Origin of the sequence: Pseudomonas sp. CCI1.1 (assembly GCF_034348165.1) — a bacterium.
GTDB classification, from domain to species: domain Bacteria; phylum Pseudomonadota; class Gammaproteobacteria; order Pseudomonadales; family Pseudomonadaceae; genus Aquipseudomonas; species Aquipseudomonas paracarnis.
This window is the reverse complement of sequence record NZ_CP133780.1, coordinates 6,163,475-6,188,151: the sequence shown is the minus strand read 5'-3', so window position 1 is coordinate 6,188,151 and position 24,677 is coordinate 6,163,475. Positions and strand designations below refer to the sequence as shown.

Below are 24,677 nucleotides of genomic sequence, written 5' to 3'. Positions count from 1 at the left end.
GGGTATTAGAGGCCGGATTTCAGGCTGGCTTCCAGGTATTCGTCGATATCGCCGTCGAGTACCTTGTCGCAGTCGCTGCGTTCGATGTTAGTGCGCAGATCCTTGATCCGCGAGGCATCGAGCACGTACGAACGGATCTGGTGGCCCCAGCCGATATCCGACTTGGTGTCTTCCAGCGCCTGGGAAGCGGCGTTGCGCTTCTGCATCTCCTGCTCGTACAACTTGGCCCGCAGCATTTTCATGGCGGTGTCCTTGTTGGCGTGCTGGGAACGTTCGTTCTGGCAGCTGACCACGGTGTTGGTCGGTACGTGGGTAATACGTACGGCCGAGTCGGTGGTGTTTACGTGCTGGCCACCGGCGCCGGAGGAACGGTAGGTGTCGATCCGCAGGTCGGCCGGGTTGATCTCGATTTCCACTTTGTCGTCGATCTCTGGCGAGACGAACACCGCAGAGAATGAGGTGTGGCGACGATTGCCGGAGTCGAACGGGCTCTTGCGCACCAGGCGGTGCACGCCGATCTCGGTGCGCAGCCAGCCAAAGGCATATTCGCCCTTGATGTGCACGGTCGCGCCCTTGATACCGGCCACTTCACCGGCGGACAGTTCCATGATGGTCGCGTCGAAACCGCGTTTGTCGGCCCAGCGCAGGTACATGCGCAGCAGGATGTTGGCCCAGTCCTGGGCCTCGGTGCCACCGGAACCGGCCTGGATATCCAGATAGGCGTTGTTCGGGTCCATTTCATGGCTGAACATGCGGCGGAATTCAAGCTTGGCGAGGTTTTCCTCGAGACGGGCCAGCTCGGCGACGACATCGCCCACTGCGCCTTCGTCGTTTTCTTCGACGGCCATGTCCAGCAGGTCGCGGCAATCACCCAGGCCGGTGTTCAGTTCGTCGAGGGTATCGACGATCTGTGCCAGCGCAGCGCGCTCGCGCCCCAGTTCCTGGGCGTACTCAGGTTTGTTCCAGACACTCGGATCTTCAAGCTCGCGATTGACCTCGGTCAGACGCTCATGCTTTTGATCGTAGTCAAAGATACCCCCGAATAGTTTCGGAGCGCTCGGACAGGTCCTTGATGGTGTTAAGGATCGGGTTGATTTCCATGGCGGGCAGCACTCGTTGGCGAACTTTTGAAAGCCGGCGAGTATAACGGCAAACGGCTGCGAACGGCAGTCCGCTTGGCCGAAAAGGCGGTGGTTTGTACAGGATCCATAGCCAGATAGCGATCAAATGTGGGAGCTGGCTTACCTGCTCCCACAGAGGTGCCCGGCGCTTGGGATTATTCGATGCCCACCTGATTACGCCCATTATTCTTGGCCGTGTATAACCCCTTGTCCGCCGCCATGATCAACTGTCGACAATCGGTGCCCTGGACAGGCGTCAACGTCGACAGCCCAATACTGATGGTCAGGCTGGCACCTTCAGCCGGGGCGATGTGCGGGATTTTCAACGCCGCTACCGCCATGCGCAGCTTTTCCGCGACCAGGCGTGCGCCGCCCGGTGAGGTGTTGGGCAGGACCAGCGCGAACTCCTCGCCGCCGTAGCGCGCCGGCAAATCCGAAGGGCGGCTGCTGGCTTCACGGATGGTGTTGGCGACTTTGCGCAAGGCTTCGTCGCCCTCGACGTGGCCGAAGCTGTCGTTGAAGGTCTTGAAGAAATCCACGTCGATCATCAGCAGCGACAGTTGGGTCTGGTCGCGCATGGCGCGGCGCCATTCCAACTCCAGGTATTCGTCGAAGTGGCGGCGGTTGGACAGCCCGGTCAGGCCATCGGAGTTCATCAGGCGTTGCAGCACCAGGTTGGTGTCCAGCAACTGTTGCTGGCTGACGCGCAACGCGCGGTAGGCCGCGTCGCGCTGCAACAGGGTCATGTAGGAGCGCGAGTGGTAGCGGATGCGCGCCACCAACTCGATGTTGTCCGGCAGCTTGACCAGGTAATCGTTGGCCCCGGCCGCAAAGGCCGCGCTCTTGATCAGCGGGTCTTCTTTGGTGGACAGCACGATGATCGGAATATTCGCGGTGGCCGGGTGATTGCGGTATTCGCGCACCAGAGTGAGGCCGTCCAGGCCCGGCATCACCAGGTCCTGCAGGATCACCGTGGGCTTGATGCGGATCGCCTGGGCAATCGCCTGGTGCGGGTCGGCACAAAAGTGGAAGTCGATGTTTTCTTCATGGGCCAGGCCACGCCGCACGGCTTCACCGATCATGGCCTGGTCGTCGACCAGCAACACCATGGCGGCGTTTTCGTCGGTCTTGAAGTCGTCGAGCTGTAAATCATTCATGTGCAGTCACCTGAATTACTACCTGCAAGCCAGCACGGCGGGAGATTTTTGTTCATTTTGCAAAGACCTCCAGCAATCGGGGCGCAATTCTATCCAGTGGGCGAATTTCAACAGCAGCATCAATCGCCGCCGCCGCTTTGGGCATGCCATACACCGCCGAACTCTGTTGGTCCTGGGCGATGGTCAAATATCCTTGTTCCCGCATCAGCTTAAGGCCCTGGGCGCCGTCGCGCCCCATGCCCGTGAGCAAGACGCCGACGGCGTCACCGTTCCAGTGGCTGGCGACGCTTTCGAAAAACACGTCGATCGACGGCCGGTAAATCTCGTTCACCGGCTCTGCGGTATAGGCTAGCGTGCCATTTTTCAACAAGCGAATATGGTGGTTGGTGCCGGCCAGCAATACCACGCCGGGTTGAGGCGGCTCGCCTTCACAGGCCAGGCGCACCGGCAGGCCGGAAGCGCTGCTCAGCCACTCGGCCATGCCAGCGGCAAACACCTGGTCCACATGCTGCACCAGCACGATGGCGGCAGGGAAATCCCGGGGCAACCCCTTGAGCAGAACTTCCAGGGCCGCCGGCCCACCGGCCGAAGAACCAATCGCCACCAGCCGTTGACGCTTGCCGGTGACCCGCTGCGGCGGGGTTTCGGCACGCACCCGCGTGCCGCGCTGGCCGATCAGCCAGCCAATATTGAGGATCTTGCGCAACAGGGGCGCCGCCGCATCCTTGGGGTTGCCCACGCCCAGTGCCGGGGTGTCCACCACATCCAGGGCGCCGTGGCCCATGGCTTCGAATACACGGCTGACGTTGGCCTGGCGGTCAACGGTGACGATCACGATCGGGCATGGCGTGTCGGCCATGATCTGGCGGGTAGCTTCCACGCCGTCCATCACCGGCATGATCAAGTCCATCAGGATCAGGTCCGGGGTCAGCTCGGCGCAACGCTGCACCGCTTCCAGGCCATTGCTGGCTACCCACACCACCTCGTGGGCGGGCTCGTAACTCAAGGCACGGCGCAATGCCTCTACGGCCAGGGGCATGTCATTGACGATCGCAATCCTCATGCCCGCGCGCCTCCAATCAGTTCAACCACGGCGTCGAGCAAGGCGTCGTCATGGAAACTGGCTTTGGCTAGATAATAGTCGGCCCCGGCGTCGAGGCCACGGCGGCGGTCTTCTTCACGATCCTTGTAGGAAACCACCATCACCGGCAATGATTGCAGGCGACTGTCACGGCGCAAAAGTGTGACCAATTCAATACCGTCCATGCGAGGCATATCAATATCCGTGATAAGCAGGTCGAAGTCCTCGGAGCGCAATGCGTTCCAGCCATCCATGCCATCGACCGCCACGGCAACTTCATAACCCCGGTTGAGTAACAATTTGCGTTGCAGCTCGCGCACCGTCAGTGAGTCGTCCACCACCAGCACGCGCTTGCGCGGCGCTTCGGTGGCCTGCTGGTTGCGCCGGGCGATGCGCTCCAGGCGGCCGGTATTGAGCAGCTTGTCCACTGAACGCAGCATGTCTTCGACATCGACGATCAACACCACCGAGCCGTCATCGAGCAAGGCCCCGGCAGAAATGTCCTGGACCTTGCCCAGGCGATCATCCAGCGGCAACACCACCAACGTGCGCTCGCCGATAAAGCGCTCCACGGCAATCCCGTACACGGCATCGCGTTCGCGGATCACCACCACTTTCAAGGTATCTGAAGGGGTCTGCCCCGGCGGGCGCTGCAGCAACTGACTGGCGGCAACCAGGCCGACGTGTCGGCCTTCATGCCAGAAGTGCTGGCGGCCTTCCAACTGCACGATGTCGTCGGGGGCCAGGTCGCACATGCGTTCGATATGCGCCAGGGGAAACGCATAGGCTTCTTCGCCGACTTCCACCACCAGGCTGCGCACCACCGACAGGGTCAGCGGCACCTCAAGATGGAAGCGACTGCCCTGCCCCGCCGTCTGTTCCAGCACCACTGCGCCGCGCAACTGGCGAACCATATGCTGCACCGCGTCCAAGCCCACACCGCGCCCGGACACTTCGGTGACTTTGTCCCGCAGGCTGAACCCCGGCAGGAACAGGAAGGTCAGTAGCTCCTCTTCGCTCAGGCGCAGAGCCGTTTCCACCGGAGACAAATTCCGGTCGACAATAGTGCCGCGCAGGCGCTCGAGGTCGACACCGTTGCCGTCATCGCTCAATTCCAGCACCAGCAACCCGGCCTGATGGGACGCGCGCAGGCGAATCAAGCCCTCCGCCGGCTTGCCCGCCAGCACGCGCTGCTCAGGGGTTTCGATGCCGTGGTCGACGGCATTGCGCAATAAATGGGTGAGCGGCGCTTCGAGTTTTTCCAGCACGTCACGGTCGACCTGGGTCTTTTCGCCTTCAATCTCCAGGCGCACTTGCTTGCCCAGGCTGCGACCGAGGTCACGCACCATACGCACCTGCCCGGCCAGCACATCGGCAAACGGCCGCATGCGGCAGGCCAACGCGGTGTCGTAGAGCACCTGGGCGCGCTGGCCGGCCTGCCAGCCGAACTCATCCAGCTCGGCGTTTTTTTCCGCCAGCAGGGCCTGAGCTTCACTCAGCAGGCGACGGGTATCGGCCAGGGCTTCCTGGGCTTCCAGGTTCAGATCCAGGGATTTTAGCTGGCCATCCAGGGCATCCAGTGCACGCAAGCTGTTGCTCTGAATGCGCTTGAGGCGTTGCAGGCTGGCCAGGTACGGCTTGAGCCGCTGGGTTTCCACCAGGGATTTGCTGGACAAGTCCAACAGGCTGTTCAAGCGCTCGGCCGTCACCCGCAGCACGCGCTCGCCGCCTTCAGTCATGCGTTTGCTCTGGCGCGGCGCTTCACTGCTGACCGGCGCGGGCTCCAGCTCGGGCTCCAGCAGCAATGCGTCAACCCGCGTGGGGATGGGCTCGGGATTTGGCACGGGCGTGGCAATCGGCTGCGAGGGATCGAGCAAGCGCTCCATCAGCGCTACGTACGCCTCGATATCCGCCGGCCCCACGTCATTGCCCGGCGTGGCGATTCGCATCAGCAGGTCGGTGCCTTGCAGCAACGCGTCGATATGTTCAGGTTGCAGGTACAGGCGGCCTTCCTGGGCACTGACCAGGCAGTCTTCCATGACGTGGGCCACGCTGACCCCGGCATCCACGCCGACAATCCGCGCCGCCCCTTTAAGTGAATGCGCGGCGCGCATGCAGGCTTCGAGCTGGTCGGCCTGGGTCGGGTTGCGTTCCAGCGCCAGCAGGCCCGCGCTCAACACCTGGGTCTGCGCATCGGCTTCCAGGCTGAACAGTTCCAACAGCGAGGCATCGCGCATCTGGTCGGGGGTCATGCGAGGCTCCGGGTCACGGCGGACAACAATTGCGCTTCGTCCAGCCAGCGCAGACTGCGGCCTTTCCACTGCAACACGCCTTGGGTGTAGCGTGCGCTGGCCTGGGTGCCGGACACCGACGCAGCGTTCAAGGTGCGCTCATCAATGGCGTGGATGCCGTCTACTTCATCTACCGGTACGACGACCGGGCCGTCCTGGGCAGCGATGATCAGCATGCGCGGCATGATCCGCCCGCCGCTGGCGCCGGCACTGGTGCTGTCCAGGCCCAGCAGTTCCACCAACGACAGGCACGCCACCAGCGCCCCGCGTACGTTGGCCACGCCCAGCAGCGCTCGGGAGCGCTGGTGCGGCAGCGAGTGGATCGGCTGCAACGGCGCCACTTCCACCAGGCAACGGGTGGCGATACCGAGCCATTCTTCGCCGAGGCGGAACATCAACAGCGAACGGGTGACCACCTCGTTATCCGCTTCGGCAGTTGCCTGCGCGTGATGGTCGTCCTGTTGCAGTGCGTAGCGGTCGAGCAGGCGTGTGGCGGCGGCGGAATACACCGAGCAATTGCGGCAGTGGATATGCTCGGCCAACAGCGGGCAGGACTTGTCGCCATGAATACCGATGCGGTTCCAACAGTCGTCAATGGCTTGGGTATCGGTCAGCGTCAGGTCCAGGCCTGCGGTGTCGAGCGCGTCAGGGCTACTCATCGTTTGGTCTCACTGTCAGCTCGCTCGCTACGGGCGGCGCGTGCCTGAAGACGACGCGCGCCGACACTGTCACCCTGGGACTCGAGCAACGCGGCCAGGTGCATCAGGGCCTGGGGATGCTGCGGTTCCAGATACAGAGCTTTTCGGTAATACCCCTGGGCCTCCAGGGCACTGCCAGCCACATCGCTGAGCAGCCCCAACCAGTAAAACACCTGGGCGGCCGGCGGGTGACTGCTCAAATACCGCTCGCAGGCCGCTCGGGCCTCGGCACTTTTGCCCTCGTTGGCCAGGGTTGCGATCTGGCTGAGCAGATCCCCTGCATCGGTATGCGTAGCTTTGACCGGTGGCACGTGGGGGGTGACCGAGCTGAACGGTCGCGGCTTGAGCGGTATCGGCGCCGCCCTGCGCTGCGGTAGCGGCGCGGGCGTCGGTTTGATCACAGGTGCAGCCGGCGCGGCCGGTTCTACATGCCGACTGAAGGCAAAGGACTGCGGCACGCCGATGGAGCGCATGCCGTGGCGCCCCAGCAGGCTGCCCTCGGCCGGGCCGATAAACAGCACGCCGTCCACGTGAGTCAATGCCTTGAGCACATCAAAGACCTGTTTCTGGGTCGGCTGGTCGAAGTAGATCAGCAAGTTGCGGCAGAACACAAAATCGTAGGTCGGCTCGTTCGCCAGCAGTGCCGGGTCCAGCAAGTTGCCGACTTGCAGGCGCACTTGTTCACGCACCCGGTCGGCGATGCGGTAAACGCCTGCGTCTTCAGTGAAGTGGCGGTCGCGAAATTCAAGATCGGCGCCGCGAAACGAGTTCTTGCCATACACGCCCCGCCGCGCGCGCTCCACCGACAGCGGGCTGACGTCCATGCCTTGCACTTTGAACTGGTGGGGCGCCAACCCCGCATCGAGCAAGGCCATGGCAATCGAATAGGGCTCTTCGCCGGTCGAACACGGCAGACTGAGAATACGCAGGGCGCGCATCTGGTTGATCTCGGCCAAGCGTGCCTGGGCCAGGCGAGCCAGGGTTGCAAAGGATTCGGGATAGCGGAAAAACCAGGTCTCGGGGACGATCACCGCTTCGATCAGCGCCTGCTGCTCGTCATGGGAGGTTTGCAGGTGTTGCCAGTAAGCCTCCGCCGACGGCGACTGGGACGATTGGCAGCGCTGGCGCACCGCGCGCTCGATGATCGCCTCGCCCACCGAAGCGACGTCCAGGCCGATGCGTTCTTTCAAGAACGCGAAAAACCGCGGGTCATTGCTCATAGGCTCAACTCGGCGGAAAACAGCAAGGCACGCACTGGCGCGGTCAACAGATCGGCGACGCCAATCCACTGCATCAAGCCCTGTGCGTCCTCGCGCACCGGCCCCAGGTATGGCGCCTGCTGATTGTCCAGGCCATAGGGCTGAAATTCGGCGGGGTCGCAACGCAGGGTGTCGGTGGCCTGTTCCAGGATCAGCCCTAGCCAACGCGCCTCACTCCAAGGCTGCGGCTGATAATTGACCAACACCAGGCGCGTACTGGTACGCGCCTGGGCCGAAGTGCCGAACGTCAGGGCGCTCAAGTCGATGACCGGCACCAGCGCCCCACGATGGGCGAAGATACCCGCCACCCATAAGGGCGCTTGGGCGATAGGTTTAAGCGCCAGGCGCGGCAGCACCTCGGCCACTTCTGTGGCCTTGAGGGCAAAGCGTTCGTTGCCGATGCGAAACACCAGAAACAATGCCTTTTTCGCTGCCGGGACGGCACCGCGTTTAGCCGCGAGCTCACTCATCAGACTTTGAAACGCGAGACGCCGCTGCGCAGACCGACCGCAACCTGGCTCAGTTCATCAATGGCAAAGCTGGCCTGGCGCAGGGATTCGACGGTCTGGCTGCTGGCATCGCCCAATTGCACCAGCGCATGGTTGATCTGCTCGGCGCCGGTGGCCTGGGCCTGCATGCCTTCGTTGACCATCAACACCCGCGGCGCCAGGGCCTGTACCTGATGGATGATCTGCGACAGTTGCTCGCCCACTTGCTGCACCTCCGACATGCCACGGCGCACCTCCTCGGAGAACTTGTCCATGCCCATCACCCCCGCCGACACCGCCGACTGGATTTCACGCACCATCTGCTCGATGTCGTAGGTCGCCACAGCGGTCTGGTCGGCCAGGCGGCGCACTTCGGTGGCAACCACGGCAAAGCCGCGCCCGTACTCACCGGCTTTCTCAGCCTCGATGGCCGCATTCAGGGACAACAGGTTGGTCTGGTCGGCCACCTTGACGATGGTCACCACCACTTGGTTGATATTGCCGGCCTTCTCATTGAGGATCGCCAGCTTGGCGTTGACCAGGTCGGCGGCGCCCATCACCGAGTGCATGGTTTCTTCCATGCGGGCCAGGCCCTGCTGGCCGGAACCGGCAGCCACCGAGGCCTGGTCGGCGGCGGTGGACACTTCGGTCATGGTGCGGACCAAGTCCTTGGACGTGGCGGCAATCTCGCGGGAAGTGGCGCCGATTTCGGTGGTGGTGGCTGCGGTTTCTGTCGCGGTCGCCTGTTGCTGCTTGGAGGTCGCGGCAATCTCGGTGACCGAGGTGGTGACCTGCACCGATGAACGCTGCGCCTGGGACACCAGGGCAGTCAGCTCGGTCATCATGTCGTTGAAGCCGGTTTCAACCGCGTTGAATTCGTCCTTGCGCTCCAGGTTCAGGCGCTTGCTCAGGTCACCGGTGCGCATGACTTCGAGGATTTGAACGATGCGCTGCATCGGCGCCATGATCGCGCGCATCAGCAACAGGCCACACAGCGCGGCGGCGAGAATCGCCAGCAACAGCGAGACGCCCATGCTGATCTTCGCGGCCGCTACCGCATCATCGATGGCGGCGGTGGCGTTGTCGGCGACCTGCTTGTTCTCATTGATAATGTCATTGAGCTTCATGCGGCCTGCTGTCCAGGCGGGGGTCAGTTGCTCGTTGAACAACCTCAGTGCTTCGGCGGCGTTATTGCTCTGATGGGCCGCCAAAACCTGGGCGAGAATCTGGTTGTAGCTCTGGTGCAGTTTTTCGAAGGCATCGAATTCGGTGCGATCCTGGGTGATATTGATCGTCCCTGCGTAGCTGGCCATATGTTGCTCAAGCCGAGCCTCGAAAGACTTGTAGTCCTGTTTGTCGGTTTCGGAAATACCCTGGTTCTCGTGGATTCCGACCAACTCCTGGGTTTGCAGGTAGCTGTCGACCCAGGCGCTGCGAATCATCGAGCTGAAAAACACCCCGGGCACCGCATCGTCCCGCACTGAGTTTTCGCTGATTTCGATTTTCAGCAAGCGCGAATACGAGACCACGACCATCAGCAGCATGATCGCGATAATTACCGCAAAGCTCGCCAAAATCCTTTGGCGCAGGGTCCAGTTCTTCACAGTAATTCCTCGCAGGGCCATTCAAATGGAGGGGAGTATAGCTGAGCGGCTGCGCGCTTTTATCAAGGCTTTTGATGTGCAGTGCACAGAATGCAAAAGTGGGAGCGGGCTTGCTCGCGGATGCGGTGAGTCAGCCAGAAATAGAGTGACTGGTCTACCGCATTCGCGAGCAAGCCCGCTCCCACATTTTTGATGAGCGTGTGGCCTTGTTTATGCGTTAAGCCGTACTTGTTTTTCCAACTCAAGCTTCAAGCCGGGCTCAAGTTTCAGTTGGCGTGCCAGTTCGTCCAGGTAGGCTTTTTCCATGAAGTTTTCTTCGTCCACCAGCATCACGCTGGCGATGTACATTTCGGCGGCCATTTCCGGGGTGCTGGCGGCGCGGGCGACGTCGGTGGGGTCCAGGGGCTTGTTGAGTTCGGCGTGCAGCCAGTGTTGCAACTCCTGGTCGTTATCCAGCTTGGTAAACTCGCCTTCGATCAAGGCACGCTCGCGCTCATCCACATGGCCGTCAGCCTTGGCCGCGGCCACCAATGCCTTGAGAATGCCTTGGCTGTGTTGTTCAACCTGGGCCGCTGGCAGGCGGTCGATGGTTTGCGGCTCGCCTTGGGGCGCGCTGGCCTGCTGGGACTGCCAGTTGCCGTAAGCCTTGTAGGCAATCACACCCAGTGCGGCCAGGCCGCCGTAGGTGAGCGCTTTGCCACCGAATTTACGCGCCTTCTTGTTGCCCAGCAGCAAGCCCATGGCTCCCGCCGCCAGGGCCCCGCCGCCTGCACCGCCGAGCATGCTGCCGAGCCCGCCACCGCTGAGCAAGCCGCCGAGGGCGCCCTTGTCATTCGACTTAGGCTGCCCACCCGCCTTGTTTTGCAACATATCCTGGCCAGACTTAAGCAGTTGATCGAGCAATCCACGGGTATTCATTCGTAGCCTCCAGACACTTGGGTTCGTAGGACCAATAGGCCTCCAGCGTAAAACTAAGTGCCAAAAAGCCGCGATCTAGAGTGCTTCCAGATGTAACGTTCTACTGCGATGCTGGAAATGTCTTGTTGCATATGCAACGCCATCATCCCGCCATCAATCAATTTGCCTTGTTCATCGAACCGCTTAAGCTATCCGGCGTCTGTTTATTGTCCGTTGCGTTTGGCCGAAGGCATGTCCGAACCGTTATTTCTGATCCGCTACGTGCCAGGAACGGCGCGGGATTTGCTCACGACAGGTTGTCTCTATGCACCGCAGGAATTTGCTCAAAGCATCCATGGCCATTGCGGCTTACACCGGTTTGTCGGCCAGTGGCCTGCTGGCCGCGCAGGCCTGGGCCGGGAATCGGGCTGCCGATGGCAAGGCCGTGGCGTTCGATTTCGAAGCGCTCAAGGCCCAGGCCAAGCAATTGGCCACCCGTGGCTACCAGGACACTAAGCAGGTGCTGCCGCCAACCCTGGCTACCATGACCCCGCAGAATTTCAACGCCATCGGCTATGACCGTAACCATTCGCTGTGGAAAGAGTTGAACGGCCAACTGGACGTGCATTTCTTCCACGTCGGCATGGGCTTCAAGACGCCGGTGCGCATGCACAGCGTCGACCCCAAGACCCGTGAAGCCCGCGAAGTGCATTTTCGCCCGTCGTTGTTCAACTATGAAAAAACCACGGTGGACACCCAGCAATTGACCGGCGACCTGGGTTTCTCCGGTTTCAAGCTGTTCAAGGCGCCGGAGCTGGACCGCCATGACGTGCTGTCGTTTCTGGGCGCCAGCTACTTCCGTGCGGTGGATTCCACCGGCCAGTACGGCCTCTCGGCGCGTGGCCTGGCGATTGATACCTACGCGAAAAAACGCGAGGAGTTCCCCGATTTCACGCAGTTCTGGTTCGAAACTCCGGACAAGGACGCCACGCGCTTTGTGGTCTACGCCCTGCTCGACTCGCCAAGCGCCACCGGTGCCTACCGCTTCGACATCGACTGCCAGGCCAACCAAGTGGTGATGGCGATCGACGCGCACATCAATGCGCGCACCGCCATCGAGCAACTGGGCATCGCGCCCATGACCAGTATGTTCAGCTGCGGCACCCATGAGCGCCGCATGTGCGACACCATCCACCCGCAAATCCACGACTCGGACCGCCTGGCCATGTGGCGCGGCAACGGCGAGTGGATCTGCCGCCCCCTGAACAACCCGGCCAAGTTGCAATTCAACGCGTTCGCCGACACCAACCCCAAAGGCTTCGGCCTGGTGCAGACCGACCATGAGTTCGCCAGCTACCAGGACACCGTCGACTGGTACAGCAAACGCCCAAGCCTGTGGGTTGAACCGACCACGGCCTGGGGCGAAGGCTCCATCGACTTGCTGGAAATCCCCACCACTGGCGAAACCCTGGACAATATCGTGGCCTTCTGGACCCCGAAAAAGCCTGTGGCCGCCGGTGATTCGCTCAACTACGGCTACAAGCTGTACTGGAGCGCACTGCCGCCAGTGAGCACGCCGCTGGCACAGGTCGATGCGACCCGTTCCGGCATGGGCGGCTTTACCGAAGGCTGGGCACCCGGCGAGCATTATCCGAAGGTATGGGCGCGGCGTTTCGCCGTGGACTTCAAGGGCGGCGGCCTGGATCGCCTGCCAGCGGGCACCGGCATCGAGCCCGTGGTGACCTGTTCCCATGGTGAGGTGAAGGACTTCAGTGTGCTGGTGCTGGACAACATCAAGGGCTACCGCATCCTGTTCGACTGGTACCCCACCAGCGACAGCGTGGAACCCGTCGAATTGCGCCTGTTTATACGAACCCAGGACCGCACCCTCAGTGAAACCTGGCTGTATCAGTACTTCCCACCTGCCCCAGAGCAACGCAAATACACCTGATGCCACACTGCACGATCATTCCCACGCAATAACGTGGGAATGATCGGATTTGGCTCAGAATCGCGACACGCTTTTCATCGCGCCAATCAGATAGCGCATCGCCACCTGATCGCTCTCGGTCAGCGCCCGGTATTGCACCAGCAACTCCATCTCATCTGAACTCAACCTTCGACCCCGCAAGGACATCCGGCGACTCAGAAAAGACGCCACCGCACCCGCTACGCCATAGGACTTGGCCATGGACCGCTACTCCTGATATCAGTCAAACACTCCTGGTGCCCATTTCCCAACTCCCGGGAAGCGCAACGGCTTCGCGGACCAACCGCCTGTCTCCCTGGGCCAGGAGTCGGGCTTACCCTTAGCGTAGAAACTATCTCACCATTCGTGGGATTTTTTTAGAGTATTAACTTAAAAAAATAACGTCGGTAATAAAAGCCTACAGCCATTACTCACGCAGGGGTCGATACAGGTGGATGTCTAGCGGTTCTTGCGCATAAAGCTCAGCGTGGGGTTGCTGCAACAAATGGCAACCATGGCGCAGGTAAAAGTCCACGGTGTTACGCGACTCCGTCGCCGAGATATAGAGCGCTTGGACCTCCACTTGCCGGCCGTGCTCGCAAGCCAGCGCCAACAACCGACCGCCCAGGCCAGTACCGCGGGCACTATGGCTGACATGCAGGAATTTCAACTGCCGCATCAGCAAGCCCTGGTGATGGAAGGACCGATTGTCCACCACCACTGCGGCGACCAGCACCGGGCCGTCGAATACGCCCCACAACCACCCGCCGCGCTGGAGGCAGGCATGCAGCGCCACCGCATCCTGTTCAGCCTCGCCTTCAGGCCAGCCGCGCATATCATGATGTGTGGCATACAACACCAGTTCGCCGCAGTCCATGCGATAGCACGCCGGGATCAGCTCCGTACGATCGATGGTTGCCAGCAAAGGGATATCGTCTTCGGTTAACGCGCGTTCCACCAGCATAAGCTTCTCCTGCTTAACAACCGCCAAGGATCAGCCTTCCTATAAACGCGAGATCGAGTAGGAGGCGGATTCACATCCGCCGTCCTCTCACACCACCGTACGTACGGTTCCGTATACGGCGGTTCAGGTTATACGGTTAAGTCGGTTTATCGTATCCAGTATCGAGACCAGCCCGAGGCGGTCCCACAGCTTCTTCGGCAACGCCTGATTCATATGGGGCGCTCCCGAGTTCCACCATGGGCCTCGGCCATTGACTGCCGATTTCCACGCCCGCGCCGCATTAAGTCCCAAGCGTATCAAGTTGCGCGCCCTCGTAGAGGGCCGCTTCCATTGACGCCAGACGATACAGCGAAGCTTGTGACGCACCCAGCCGTCCAATTCCTCAAGTGGCCGTCTGCTCTGGCTCAGCTTGAAGTAGCCCGCCCATCCGCGCAGCACGGGGTTTATCCGCTCGATGACAGTCGCCACCTTGTGGCCCCGCGCTTTACGTAGCAGCTCTCTGAGCCGGTCGCGCAAGCGACCCAGGCTCATCGTCGCCACTCTCAGTCTCGGTTGCTGATGCCAGCTCATCCCGTAACCCAAGTAATCACACATCCAAGACCCGGCTACTCGGCTCTTATCCCGATTCAGCGTTAGTTTCAGGCGCTGATTCAGGAAGCGCTCAACACTGGCCATCATTCGTTCGCCAGCACGAGGGCTGCGCACATAGATGTTCGCATCGTCGGCATAACGCACGAAGCGATGACCCCGCCGTTCCAGCTCGCGGTCGAGTTCGTTGAGCAGGATGTTCGACAGCAACGGCGAGAGCGGGCCGCCTTGCGGCGTCCCTTCCTGCCGTCGGCTGGCGATCCCACCCGACATCTCACCGGCTTGGAGGTACCGCCGGATCAGTCTGAGCACGCGTTTATCTACGATTTGGCGCGCCACGTACGCCATCAGGAGATCGTGGTTGACCCGGTCAAAGAATTTCTCAAGATCGAGTTCCACGCACCAGCGATGCCCTGCCGCCACATGGGCGCGGGCTGTCTCGATGGCTTGGTGGGCGCTTCTGCCCGGACGGAAGCCGTAGCTGTAATCCGAAAACAGCGGGTCGAAGATCGGCGTGAGCTGTTGCAGCAGTGCCTGTTGGATCAGGCGATCCACGACGCAGGGAATGCCCAGTTGTCGGGTGCCGCCTTTGGGTTTGGGGATGTCGACGGCGCGTACACCTTGCGGGTGGTATTCGCCGGCCAGCAACCTCCTCTGGAGGATCGGCCAATACTGATTCACGTAGTCCGCCAAGTCGTCGACCGTCATGCCATCGGCACCCGGCGCGCCCTTGTTGCTGACCACGCGCTGATACGCACGTCTGAGGTTGGCCGGTGCAAGCACCCGCGCCATCAGCGTGTCCGGCTCCGCGTTCGTCCACGTCACAGATGCCGTCGATACCTTTGCGCTGTCAGCCGTCATCCTCGGATTCTGTCCGGGACTCGGAGTCACAGTCTTCTCTTGGAGAAATTTCTGCATTTCGGTATTCAACGAGACTCTGACGCCTACTGGCGGCATAACCTGTTCGGCCCTTGGTGGCGCGGTTATTCGCCACTTACTACGGCTTCGGCTGACTTCTGCACGCTCATCCCATCGCCTCTCGACGCTCGGTAGCACACTGGCAAACGTGCAGATCTCCCAGGGTAATTCGCGCGACCTTCCTGCTTATGCCTGTCGGATCTACGTCACAGCGTTCCGTGCAAGTATTGGGCTTTGAAGATTTTGGCCTTCTTACCCCGCTGCGCCGCCTCTATCCGCTTCCTGTTCGTCAGGCCAGCATTTTGCCTCGGGCTTCCTTCAGATTCGCAGTCACCCGCGACACCCTTGCCTCTGGCTAACACTTCCCCTTGCCGGGTGTGTAGAGGACTTTCACCTCCCAGTCACCAGCGTGGCCACCACAGCCAAGCTGGTTGCGCTTGCGCGCAACGCGCCATGCCTGGCGCACCAAGAAAAAACCCACCGTGTCAGGGTGGGTCCGGTAGGGCCGTGTGCAGGATCAATCGCGCAGATCCGACTCATGAATCGGCTGGTCGCGGTGGGTGGCGCGCTGGTATTGCGCGGGCCAGATGGCCTTGCGCCCACCCAGATCATCGTCGGCATGCAAAGGCCAGTACGGGTCGCGGAGCAGTTCCCGGGCCAGGAAGATGATGTCGGCCTGGCAAGTGCGCAGGATATGCTCGGCCTGGGCCGGTTCGGTAATCATGCCAACCGTGCCGGTGGCGATGCCCGACTCCTTGCGCACTCGCTCGGCGAAGCGCGTCTGATAGCCGGGGCCGGTGGGAATCTCGGCATTGGCAGCGGTGCCGCCAGAGGACACGTCGATCAAGTCAACGCCCAAGTCTTTCAGGCGGCGCGCCAACTCCACGGTTTCATCCGGGTTCCAACCATCTTCCACCCAGTCGGTGGCCGACACGCGCACAAACAGCGGCAGCTCCTCTGGCCACACGGCACGCACGGCCCTGGTCACTTCCAGCACCAGGCGAATGCGGTTTTCGAAGGAGCCGCCATAGTGGTCCTGACGCTGGTTGCTGATCGGCGAGAGGAACTGGTGCAGCAGATACCCGTGGGCGGCGTGGATTTCCACCACTTCAAAGCCTGCGGTCAAGGCGCGCTTGGCGGCGGCGACAAAGTCGGCGATCACTTGCTGGATCTGCCCTTCGTCCAGTGGCTTGGGCTGGGTGTGATTGGGGTCGAAGGCAATCGGCGAGGGCCCCACCGGCACCCAGCCGCCCTCCTCCGGCTTGACGCTACCGTGTTTGCCGATCCATGGCCGATGGGTGCTGGCCTTGCGCCCGGCGTGGGCCAGCTGGATCCCAGCCACCGCGCCCTGGGCCGCGATAAAACGGGTGATGCGCCGCAACGGTTCGATCTGGGCGTCGTTCCACAGGCCCAGGTCCTGGGCGGTGATACGGCCATCGGCGGTCACCGCCGTGGCCTCGGTAAAAATCAGCCCGGCGCCACCCACGGCCCGGCTGCCGAGATGCACCAGGTGCCAGTCATTGGCCAGGCCATCGTCGCTGGAGTATTGGCACATGGGTGAAACCGCGATGCGGTTGAGCAGGGTCAATTGGCGCAGGGTGTAAGGTTCGAGCAGCTGACTCATGGCGCACCTCTTCTGGGCTTCATAGGCATTTTTGTAGGAGCGAGCTCGCTCCTACCAGCCTAGTCGACAACCATCGTTTGCACAGGGTTCAGAAGGAAAGCGGGAGCCGATTGCCGGCTCCCGGTAGGCAGCGCCTTACATCTCGACCTGGGTACCCAGCTCGATCACACGGTTGACCGGCAGTTTGAAGAACCGCAGGTTGCCGTTGGCGTTTTTCAACATGAAGGCAAACAACACTTCGCGCCAACGGGCCATGCCTTTGATGCGCGAGGCAATCACCGTTTCACGGCTGAGGAAGTAAGTGGTGCGCATCGGGCTGAAGTCCAGGTCATCCAGATGGCACAGTTTCAGCGCTTCAGGCACATCCGGCTCATCGGTGAAACCGAAGTGCAGGATCACGCGGAAGAAGCCTTCGCCGTAGGCATCCACCTCGAAGCGTCGCGCCGCTGGCACCCGTGGAATGTCTTCGTAAACCACGGTCAACAGTACCACCTGCTCATGCAGCACTTGGTTATGCAGCAGGTTATGCAATAGAGCATGGGGCACGGCGTCGGGCCGCGCGGTGAGGAACACTGCCGTACCCTGAACGCGATGGGGCGGCTGTACGCGGATGCTGCTGATGAAGATCGGCAACGGCAGGCCACCCTCGTCGAGACGGCCGACGAGCAATTGCTTGCCGCGCTTCCAGGTGGTCATCAGCACAAACAACACGATCCCCGCCAGTACCGGGAAGGCGCCGCCCTGGAGGATCTTCGGCGCGTTGGCTGCGAAGAACAGGCCATCCACCAACAGGCAGCAGAGCAACAGCGGCACGGCCAGCACCGGTGGCCATTTCCACAGCAGCAGCATCACCGCCGACACCAGGATGGTGGTCATCAGCATGGTGCCGGTCACCGCTACACCGTAGGCCGAGGCCAGAGCGCCGGAGGATTCGAAACCCAGCACCAGCAAGATCACGCCGACCATCAACGACCAGTTCACTGCACCGATGTAGATTTGGCCCTGTTCGGCACTGGAGGTGTGCTGGATATGCATGCGCGGGATGTAACCCAGCTGGATCGCCTGGCGGGTCAACGAGAACGCGCCGGAAATCACCGCCTGGGAAGCAATCACCGTGGCCATGGTGGACAAGCCCACCAACGGGACCAGTGCCCAGCTCGGCGCCAGCAGGTAGAACGGGTTGCGCGCCGCCTCCGGATCGCCCAGCAGCATCGCGCCCTGGCCAAAATAGTTCAGCACCAGCGCCGGCAGCACCAGCAGGAACCAGGCGCGGGCGATGGGTTTGCGGCCGAAGTGGCCCATGTCGGCGTACAACGCTTCAGCGCCGGTCAATGCCAGCACCACCGCGCCGAGGATCGCCACGCCAATACCGGGGTGAACCATGAAGAAGCGCACACCCCATGCCGGGTTCAGTGCATTGAGCACTTCGGGTTGCTGCAGGATGCCGTACACCCCCAGGCCGCCCAACACCAGGAACCAGGTCACCATCACCGGGCCAAACAGCTTGCCGATGCGGTCGGTGCCGTGTTTCTGGATCAGGAACAGCGCCACCAGCACCACCAGGGCAATGGGCACCACCCATTTTTCCAGGCCGTCGAACGCCAGTTCCAAGCCTTCGATGGCCGACAACACCGAAATTGCCGGGGTGATCATGCTGTCGCCGTAGAACAACGCCGCGCCACACAGGCCACACACCACCAGGAAACTGCGCAATTTCGTGTGCTTCCCGGCAGCTCGCCGGGCCAACGCGGTGAGGGCCATGATGCCGCCCTCGCCCTGGTTGTCGGCACGCAGCACGAACAGCACGTACTTGATCGACACCACCCAGATCAGCGACCAGAAGATCAGCGCAAGGATCCCCAAGACACCGTCATGGTTGACCTGCACCCCATAACCGCCGTTGAACACCTCTTTAAGGGTGTAGAGCGGGCTGGTCCCGATATCGCCATAAACCACCCCGACCGCCGCCACTAGCATGCCAATCGGCTTGGCTTTTGAATGCTCGGCACCTGCTGCCTGACTACTTGCCTGACCCATCAACCACTCCTGCCCTTTGACCTGAGGTCTTTTATAAACAGCGCTTCTAAGCTGACCCTAGCATGCGCTGTTTTACTTCTCGTAACAGACGTTTTATTGACCCAAGGGCTTTACCCGTGCGCAACGGCGCGAAGCATAGCGCAGCACTCGTCGTATTTCCCCGTTCAAGTGAACGGGGTGTCGTTTTAGGCAATCAGTCATAGCGGGCACAGCAGCACTTTGGCGCCTTTTTGCCTGCATTGATCACATTTACGGCCAACCGTATATTCCTGGCCCGGCTCAGTCGTGCTGCCTGGGTGGTGTGAGCAGGAGCGCCTTGGCCGGATTACCTGATCAGTCAATCGTGCATTCGCAGGGCGCGCAGTCGATACATATAAAGCCGTCTCTTTTAAGGTACATGCCTCATGCGCAAGGTGAGACACGCACTGACATCGATCAGGCCAAAGGCTCTTTGGAAATCCTACAAGGTGCAGCAAACATGACCATTCGTACCCGACCGCACGAAGATAGCGTTCTGGAAATGCTTCGCAACGACGAGGCATTTGCCCTCGAATATTTGTCTGTCGCGCTTGAGGAAATAGATGAAGCCGGTGGCGAGGACGCTTTCCTTGTTGCTATCCGTCGAGTGGCGGAAGCCCGTGGTGGGATGCTCAGCTTGTCGCAGAACACCGGACTCAATCGAGCAAACCTCTACAGGTCCATCGGCGTCGGCGGCGATCCTAAGCTCTCTACTTTGCTTAAAGTCCTCCAGGCGTTAGGTGTGGGCATGTCTAAAGTGGTATCGCACCGAACCGAACAAGACATCCAGGCTTAAGCGCGCGCCAGTGTGGCTATGGGGATGACCCGGCGCAGCACTCGTCGTATTTCCCTGCATAAAGCTGGTCAACTGCGTTGCCCACCGATAGAATTGCGCACTTTTTGATCAGAGGCGCACCAAGCGCCCATCCGTTGCCTTGTCGTGCACGACCGGCAGCGTCATTCAATACCGAGGTTAGACATGTCCACCACCATCGCAAAAGCCAACCCCAAGGTTGGCTTTGTTTCCCTGGGTTGCCCGAAGGCGCTTGTCGACTCCGAGCGCATCCTCACGCAATTGCGTATGGAAGGCTACGACGTCGTGTCCACTTACCAGGACGCCGATGTGGTGGTGGTCAACACCTGCGGCTTCATCGACTCGGCCAAGGCCGAATCCCTGGAAGTGATCGGCGAAGCCATCAAGGAAAACGGCAAGGTCATCGTGACCGGCTGCATGGGGGTGGAAGAAGGCAATATCCGCAACGTGCACCCGAGTGTGCTGGCGGTGACCGGCCCGCAGCAGTACGAGCAAGTGGTCAACGCTGTGCACGAGGTGGTGCCGCCACGCCAGGATCACAACCCGCTGATCGACCTGGTGCCGCCTCAAGGCATCAAGCTGACCCCACGCCACTACGCGTATCTGAAGATTTCCGAAGGCTGCAACCACAGCTGCAGCTTCTGCATCATCCCGTCGATGCGCGGCAAACTGGTAAGCCGCCCGGTGGGTGATGTGCTCGACGAGGCCCAGCGCCTGGTCAAGTCTGGCGTCAAGGAGCTGCTGGTGATCTCCCAGGACACCAGCGCCTACGGCGTCGATGTGAAATACCGCACCGGTTTCTGGAACGGCGCGCCGGTGAAAACCCGCATGACCGAGCTGTGCGAAGCCCTCAGCAGCCTGGGCGTGTGGGTGCGCCTGCACTATGTTTACCCTTACCCGCACGTGGACGAGTTGATCCCGTTGATGGCCGCCGGCAAGATCCTGCCGTACCTGGACATCCCGTTCCAGCACGCCAGCCCGAAAGTGCTCAAGGCGATGAAACGTCCGGCGTTTGAAGACAAGACCCTGGCACGCATCAAGAACTGGCGCGAGATCTGCCCGGAGCTGATCATCCGCTCCACCTTCATCGTCGGTTTCCCCGGCGAGACCGAGGAAGACTTCCAGTACCTGTTGGACTGGCTGACCGAAGCGCAGCTAGACCGCGTCGGTTGCTTCCAGTACTCGCCGGTGGAAGGTGCACCGGCCAACCTGCTGGACTTGGCCGTGGTGCCGGACGACGTCAAGCAAGACCGTTGGGAGCGCTTCATGGCGCACCAGCAGGCGATCAGCTCGGCACGCCTGCAACTGCGCATCGGCAAGGAAATCGAAGTGCTGATCGATGAAGTCGACGAGCAAGGCGCGGTGGGTCGTTGCTTCTTCGACGCCCCTGAAATTGACGGTAACGTGTTTATCGACGATGCCAGCGGCCTGAAGCCGGGTGACAAAGTCTGGTGCACCGTGACCGACGCCGACGAGTACGACTTGTGGGCTGAAAAGCGCGACTGATCGCACGGTGATAAAAAAGCCTCGCCTCTGAGAAGATGCGGGGCTTTTTTAGGTCTATCGTATTGTCCATCAACCCCGAATACAGCAAGGGACAGCGGGTATGCGTCAGCATTCGGTGATTCACACACCTAAAACCAGCGACTACGCACGCCTGGTGCAGATCTGGGAGGACTCGGTACGCGCCACCCACGACTTCCTCCCGGACAGCTATATCGACATGTTGAAAAACCTGGTGCTGAGCCGCTATCTCGATGCGGTCATGCTGATCTGCACCAAGGACGTGCGCCAGCACATTACCGGCTTCGCCGGGGTGTCGGCGGGCAAGGTGGAAATGCTGTTTATCGACCCGCGCTACCGTGGCCAGGGGCTGGGCCGGCAATTGCTGGGCTACGCGATCGAACACATGAACGCCGATGAACTGGACGTCAACGAACAGAACCCCCAGGCCCTGGGTTTTTACCTCAAGCAAGGCTTCGAGGTAATCGGGCGAACAGAACATGATGGGCTTGGGCAGCCTTATCCATTGCTGCACCTGCGTCTGCGCCAGCAGCAACAGGCCCGTAATGCCTGAACTGTGGGAGCTGGCTTGCCTGCGAAGGCGTCGGGTCAGTCTACCCATCCGGTGCTGGTATACCGCCTTCGCAGGCAAGCCAACTCCCACATTTGACCCGTGTTGCGTCAGTTAAGTAATTGTTATGGCCCATGGGCTGAAATGGGGCCGGGATTAACCGGCGCCAGGCAGGTACAATAGTGGCCCCCTTTTGTTACGGCCCTTGTCATGACTGACCCCATACGCCTCTCCAAACGCCTTATCGAACTGGTCGGTTGCTCCCGTCGGGAGGCTGAGCTGTTTATCGAAGGCGGCTGGGTCTCGGTGGACGGCGAAGTGATCGACGAGCCGCAGTTCAAGGTCACTGACGAGAAGGTCGAGCTGGACCCGGAAGCTAAAGCCACCGCGCCAGAGCCGGTGACCATCCTGATGCACGCCCCCGCAGGCATGGATGCTGAAACCGCCATGGCCTCGATCAGCGCCGAAACCCTCTCTGAAGAACACCGCTTCGGCAAGCGTCCGCTCAAGGGGCATTTCCTGCGCCTGAGCGCCAGCGCCGACCTGCAAGCTAAGGCCAGTGGCCTGCTAGTGTTCACCCAAGACTGGAAGATTCTGCGCAAGTTGACCGCCGATGCCGCCAAGATCGAGCAGGAATACGTGGTGGAAGTCGAAGGCGACATGGTTGCCCACGGCCTTAACCGCCTGAACCACGGCCTGACCTACAAAGGCAAAGAGCTGCCTGCCGTCAAAGCCAGCTGGCAGAACGAGAACCGCCTGCGCTTTGCGCTGAAAAACCCGCAACCCGGCGTGATCGCGCTGTTCTGCGAAGCCGTTGGCCTGAAAGTCATCGCCATCCGCCGCATCCGCATCGGCGGCGTGTCCATTGGCAAGGTGCCAGTGGGCCAATGGCGTTACCTGTCCGGCAAAGAAAAGTTTTAAGCCGTTCCCTTTTCCCGACACCGCCTGATTCCGGCGGTGTCATCAGTTGAATACCAGGATTGCCCACCATGATTCACAACGACGTACTGCGCAGCGTGCGCTACATGCTCGACATCAGCGACAACAAGATGGTCGAGATCATCAAGCTCGGCGGCATGGACGTGACCAAGGAAGACCTGCTGACCTACCTCAAGAAAGATGAGGAAGAAGGCTTTGTGTTCTGCCCGGATGAAGTCATGGCCCACTTCCTCGATGGCTTGGTGATTTTCAAGCGCGGCAAGGACGAAAGCCGCCCGCCGCAGCCGATCGAAACCCCGGTGACCAACAACATCATCCTGAAAAAGCTGCGCGTGGCCTTCGAACTGAAGGAAGACGACATGCATGCAATCCTCAAGGCGGCGGAGTTCCCGGTGTCCAAGCCAGAGCTGAGCGCGCTGTTCCGTAAGTTTGGTCATACCAACTACCGCACCTGTGGCGATCAGTTGCTGCGTAACTTCCTCAAGGGCCTGACCTTGCGGGTCCGTGCCTAAGCCCATGAGTTACCAGGTCTCGCCCGTCGGCTTCGTACGCTCCTGTTTCAAGGAGAAGTTCGCCATCCCGCGCCAACCGCAACTGGCACCGGCTGCCCGTGGCGTGCTGGAGCTGGTGGCGCCGTTCGACCAGGGTGAGGCGGTGCAGGGGCTGGAGCAGGTCAGCCATGTGTGGCTGCTGTTTCTGTTTCATCAGGCACTGGAAGACAAGCCACGCCTGAAAGTGCGCCCGCCACGCCTGGGCGGCAATACGTCCATGGGTGTGTTTGCCACCCGCGCAACCCATCGTCCCAATGGCATCGGCCAGTCGGTGGTGAAGCTGGACAAGGTGGAACCGGGGCGGTTGTGGATATCGGGCATAGATTTGCTCGATGGCACGCCGGTGCTGGATATCAAGCCGTATGTGCCGTATGCCGATATCGTGGATGCGGCCACCAACGACATCGCCAGCAATGCGCCCGCGCTGATCGGCGTGCAATGGCTCAAGGCTGCACTGCAACAGGCGCAAGGCCATGCACAGCGCCTTGGTGAACCGTTGGTGGAGTTGATTGAACAGTGTCTGGCACAGGATCCGCGGCCGGCGTATCAGGTTCCTACCTCAGAACGGGAATACGGTGTGCGGTTCTGGGATGTGGATGTGCGCTGGCACTACCCGGAGCCGGGGATGATTTGTGTGCTGGAAGTGGTTTCGGCTAAATAGGGCGAAAACCAAATGTGGGAGCTGGCTTGCCTGCGATGCAGACACCTCAGTGGTTCAGTTGAACCGAGGTGATGCTATCGCAAGCAAGCCAGCTCCCACATTTTTTGGGATCGCTGGTGTTACTGACTCTCGTATTACTTCTCGACGAACGCACGCTCGATCAGGTAGTCACCCGGCTCACGCATCCGTGGCGAAACCTTCAGGCCAAAGCTGTTCAACACTTCGCTGGTCTCGTCCAACATGCTTGGGCTGCCGCACAGCATGGCGCGGTCGTCCTCGGGATTGATTGGCGGCAGGCCGATGTCGCTGAACAGCTTGCCGCTGCGCATCAGGTCGGTCAGGCGGCCTTCGTTTTCGAACGGCTCGCGGGTCACGGTCGGGTAGTAGATCAACTTGTCACGCAGGGCCTCACCGAAGAACTCGTTCTGCGGCAGGTGCTCGGTGATGAATTCGCGGTAGGCAACTTCGTTGACGTAACGCACGCCGTGGCACAGGATCACTTTTTCGAAACGCTCATAGGTCTCCGGGTCCTGGATCACGCTCATGAATGGAGCGAGGCCAGTACCGGTGCTGAGCAGGTACAGATGCTTGCCCGGCTTCAAATCGTCAAGTACCAGGGTGCCTGTCGGTTTTTTGCTGATGATGATCTCGTCGCCTTCCTTCAGATGCTGCAACTGGGAAGTGAGCGGGCCATCGGGCACCTTGATGCTGAAGAACTCCAGATGCTCTTCCCAGTTCGGGCTGGCAATGGAGTAAGCGCGCATGAGCGGGCGGCCGTTGGGCTGTTGCAGGCCGATCATCACGAACTGACCGTTCTCGAAGCGCAGGCCCGGATCGCGGGTGCACTTGAAGCTGAACAGAGTGTCGTTCCAGTGATGAACACTGAGGACACGCTCGTGGTTCATGTTGCTCATGTACGGGGGA

Annotated in this window: 22 protein-coding genes; 7 read left to right on the top strand and 15 right to left on the bottom strand. The window is 60.9% G+C overall.

Annotated features, from left to right (window positions below):
• Positions 1–5: 5 nt before the first annotated feature.
• The 9 genes from prfB to RHM69_RS27930 all read right to left on the bottom strand — a co-directional run bounded on the left by prfB (position 6) and on the right by RHM69_RS27930 (position 10,617).
• Positions 6–1,101 (bottom strand): peptide chain release factor 2 gene (gene prfB / locus RHM69_RS27970; RefSeq protein ID WP_096001736.1). Its coding sequence is split into 2 segments (ribosomal slippage): positions 6–1,028 and positions 1,030–1,101, totalling 1,095 coding nucleotides; the frame shifts between segments, so codons are not numbered across the junction.
• Positions 1,102–1,276: 175 nt separating this feature from the next.
• Positions 1,277–2,278, bottom strand: a complete 1,002-nt coding sequence (locus RHM69_RS27965) for a response regulator (protein WP_014717198.1) — start codon at positions 2,276–2,278, stop codon at positions 1,277–1,279.
• A gap of 52 nt (positions 2,279–2,330) precedes the next feature.
• A complete protein-coding gene (locus tag RHM69_RS27960) occupies positions 2,331–3,341 on the bottom strand; it encodes a chemotaxis response regulator protein-glutamate methylesterase (RefSeq protein ID WP_003189079.1) in 1,011 nt (336 codons plus the stop codon).
• Positions 3,338–5,611 (bottom strand): hybrid sensor histidine kinase/response regulator, encoded by a 2,274-nt coding sequence (locus tag RHM69_RS27955; protein ID WP_014717197.1) that lies wholly within the window; start codon positions 5,609–5,611, stop codon positions 3,338–3,340. The genes RHM69_RS27960 and RHM69_RS27955 overlap by 4 nt, the downstream gene beginning before the upstream one ends.
• Complete coding sequence (locus RHM69_RS27950) at positions 5,608–6,309, bottom strand: chemotaxis protein CheW (RefSeq protein WP_200600383.1); 702 nt, start codon at positions 6,307–6,309, stop codon at positions 5,608–5,610. Before RHM69_RS27950 ends, RHM69_RS27955 begins: the two co-directional genes overlap by 4 nt.
• Entirely contained in the window at positions 6,306–7,568 is a 1,263-nt protein-coding gene (locus RHM69_RS27945; protein ID WP_073453131.1) for a CheR family methyltransferase, read from the bottom strand. The genes RHM69_RS27950 and RHM69_RS27945 overlap by 4 nt, the downstream gene beginning before the upstream one ends.
• Positions 7,565–8,077 (bottom strand): chemotaxis protein CheW, encoded by a 513-nt coding sequence (locus tag RHM69_RS27940; protein ID WP_014717194.1) that lies wholly within the window; start codon positions 8,075–8,077, stop codon positions 7,565–7,567. Before RHM69_RS27940 ends, RHM69_RS27945 begins: the two co-directional genes overlap by 4 nt.
• Positions 8,077–9,699 (bottom strand): methyl-accepting chemotaxis protein, encoded by a 1,623-nt coding sequence (locus RHM69_RS27935; protein ID WP_014717193.1) that lies wholly within the window; start codon positions 9,697–9,699, stop codon positions 8,077–8,079. Before RHM69_RS27935 ends, RHM69_RS27940 begins: the two co-directional genes overlap by 1 nt.
• A gap of 210 nt (positions 9,700–9,909) precedes the next feature.
• The gene (locus RHM69_RS27930) at positions 9,910–10,617 is read right to left on the bottom strand and encodes a tellurite resistance TerB family protein (RefSeq protein ID WP_014717192.1); all 708 of its coding nucleotides are present in this window, start codon (positions 10,615–10,617) and stop codon (positions 9,910–9,912) included.
• Positions 10,618–10,921: 304 nt separating this feature from the next.
• Between RHM69_RS27930 and RHM69_RS27925 the strand changes: the two genes are divergently transcribed.
• Positions 10,922–12,547 (top strand): glucan biosynthesis protein D, encoded by a 1,626-nt coding sequence (locus RHM69_RS27925; RefSeq protein WP_014717191.1) that lies wholly within the window; start codon positions 10,922–10,924, stop codon positions 12,545–12,547.
• A 54-nt stretch (positions 12,548–12,601) separates the two neighbouring features.
• Here the strand turns inward: RHM69_RS27925 and RHM69_RS27920 are convergent, their stop codons facing one another.
• The 5 genes from RHM69_RS27920 to RHM69_RS27900 form a co-directional block, all read right to left on the bottom strand.
• The gene (locus RHM69_RS27920) at positions 12,602–12,787 is read right to left on the bottom strand and encodes a hypothetical protein (RefSeq protein WP_014717190.1); all 186 of its coding nucleotides are present in this window, start codon (positions 12,785–12,787) and stop codon (positions 12,602–12,604) included.
• 205 nt (positions 12,788–12,992) lie between these two features.
• The gene (locus RHM69_RS27915) at positions 12,993–13,529 is read right to left on the bottom strand and encodes a GNAT family N-acetyltransferase (RefSeq protein WP_014717189.1); all 537 of its coding nucleotides are present in this window, start codon (positions 13,527–13,529) and stop codon (positions 12,993–12,995) included.
• Between the two features lie 123 nt (positions 13,530–13,652).
• The gene (gene ltrA / locus RHM69_RS27910; RefSeq protein WP_322255327.1) at positions 13,653–15,074 is read right to left on the bottom strand and encodes a group II intron reverse transcriptase/maturase; all 1,422 of its coding nucleotides are present in this window, start codon (positions 15,072–15,074) and stop codon (positions 13,653–13,655) included.
• 478 nt (positions 15,075–15,552) lie between these two features.
• Complete coding sequence (locus tag RHM69_RS27905; protein WP_019817719.1) at positions 15,553–16,659, bottom strand: NADH:flavin oxidoreductase/NADH oxidase; 1,107 nt, start codon at positions 16,657–16,659, stop codon at positions 15,553–15,555.
• 135 nt (positions 16,660–16,794) lie between these two features.
• Entirely contained in the window at positions 16,795–18,696 is a 1,902-nt protein-coding gene (locus tag RHM69_RS27900; protein ID WP_014717187.1) for a potassium transporter Kup, read from the bottom strand.
• Between the two features lie 478 nt (positions 18,697–19,174).
• Between RHM69_RS27900 and RHM69_RS27895 the strand changes: the two genes are divergently transcribed.
• The 6 genes from RHM69_RS27895 (at position 19,175) to tsaA (ending at position 23,753) form a co-directional block, all read left to right on the top strand.
• A complete protein-coding gene (locus tag RHM69_RS27895) occupies positions 19,175–19,510 on the top strand; it encodes an addiction module antidote protein (RefSeq protein WP_032893244.1) in 336 nt (111 codons plus the stop codon).
• Between the two features lie 183 nt (positions 19,511–19,693).
• On the top strand, positions 19,694–21,034 hold the full coding sequence (rimO, locus tag RHM69_RS27890) for a 30S ribosomal protein S12 methylthiotransferase RimO (RefSeq protein ID WP_003231334.1): 1,341 nt from the start codon (positions 19,694–19,696) through the stop codon (positions 21,032–21,034).
• A gap of 100 nt (positions 21,035–21,134) precedes the next feature.
• Entirely contained in the window at positions 21,135–21,605 is a 471-nt protein-coding gene (locus tag RHM69_RS27885; protein ID WP_020301153.1) for a GNAT family N-acetyltransferase, read from the top strand.
• 207 nt (positions 21,606–21,812) lie between these two features.
• Complete coding sequence (locus RHM69_RS27880) at positions 21,813–22,523, top strand: rRNA pseudouridine synthase (RefSeq protein WP_032903270.1); 711 nt, start codon at positions 21,813–21,815, stop codon at positions 22,521–22,523.
• 68 nt (positions 22,524–22,591) lie between these two features.
• Positions 22,592–23,053 carry a DUF1456 family protein gene (locus tag RHM69_RS27875; RefSeq protein WP_005785469.1) on the top strand — a complete coding sequence of 154 codons (462 nt, stop codon included), beginning with the start codon at positions 22,592–22,594 and terminating at the stop codon, positions 23,051–23,053.
• Between the two features lie 4 nt (positions 23,054–23,057).
• Positions 23,058–23,753 carry a tRNA (N6-threonylcarbamoyladenosine(37)-N6)-methyltransferase TrmO gene (gene tsaA / locus RHM69_RS27870; RefSeq protein ID WP_014717182.1) on the top strand — a complete coding sequence of 232 codons (696 nt, stop codon included), beginning with the start codon at positions 23,058–23,060 and terminating at the stop codon, positions 23,751–23,753.
• A gap of 134 nt (positions 23,754–23,887) precedes the next feature.
• On the opposite strand, the gene fpr is transcribed toward tsaA, so the two are convergent.
• Positions 23,888–24,667, bottom strand: coding sequence for a ferredoxin-NADP reductase (gene fpr, locus RHM69_RS27865; protein ID WP_003189055.1), 780 nt, complete (start codon positions 24,665–24,667; stop codon positions 23,888–23,890).
• Positions 24,668–24,677: the final 10 nt, after the last annotated feature.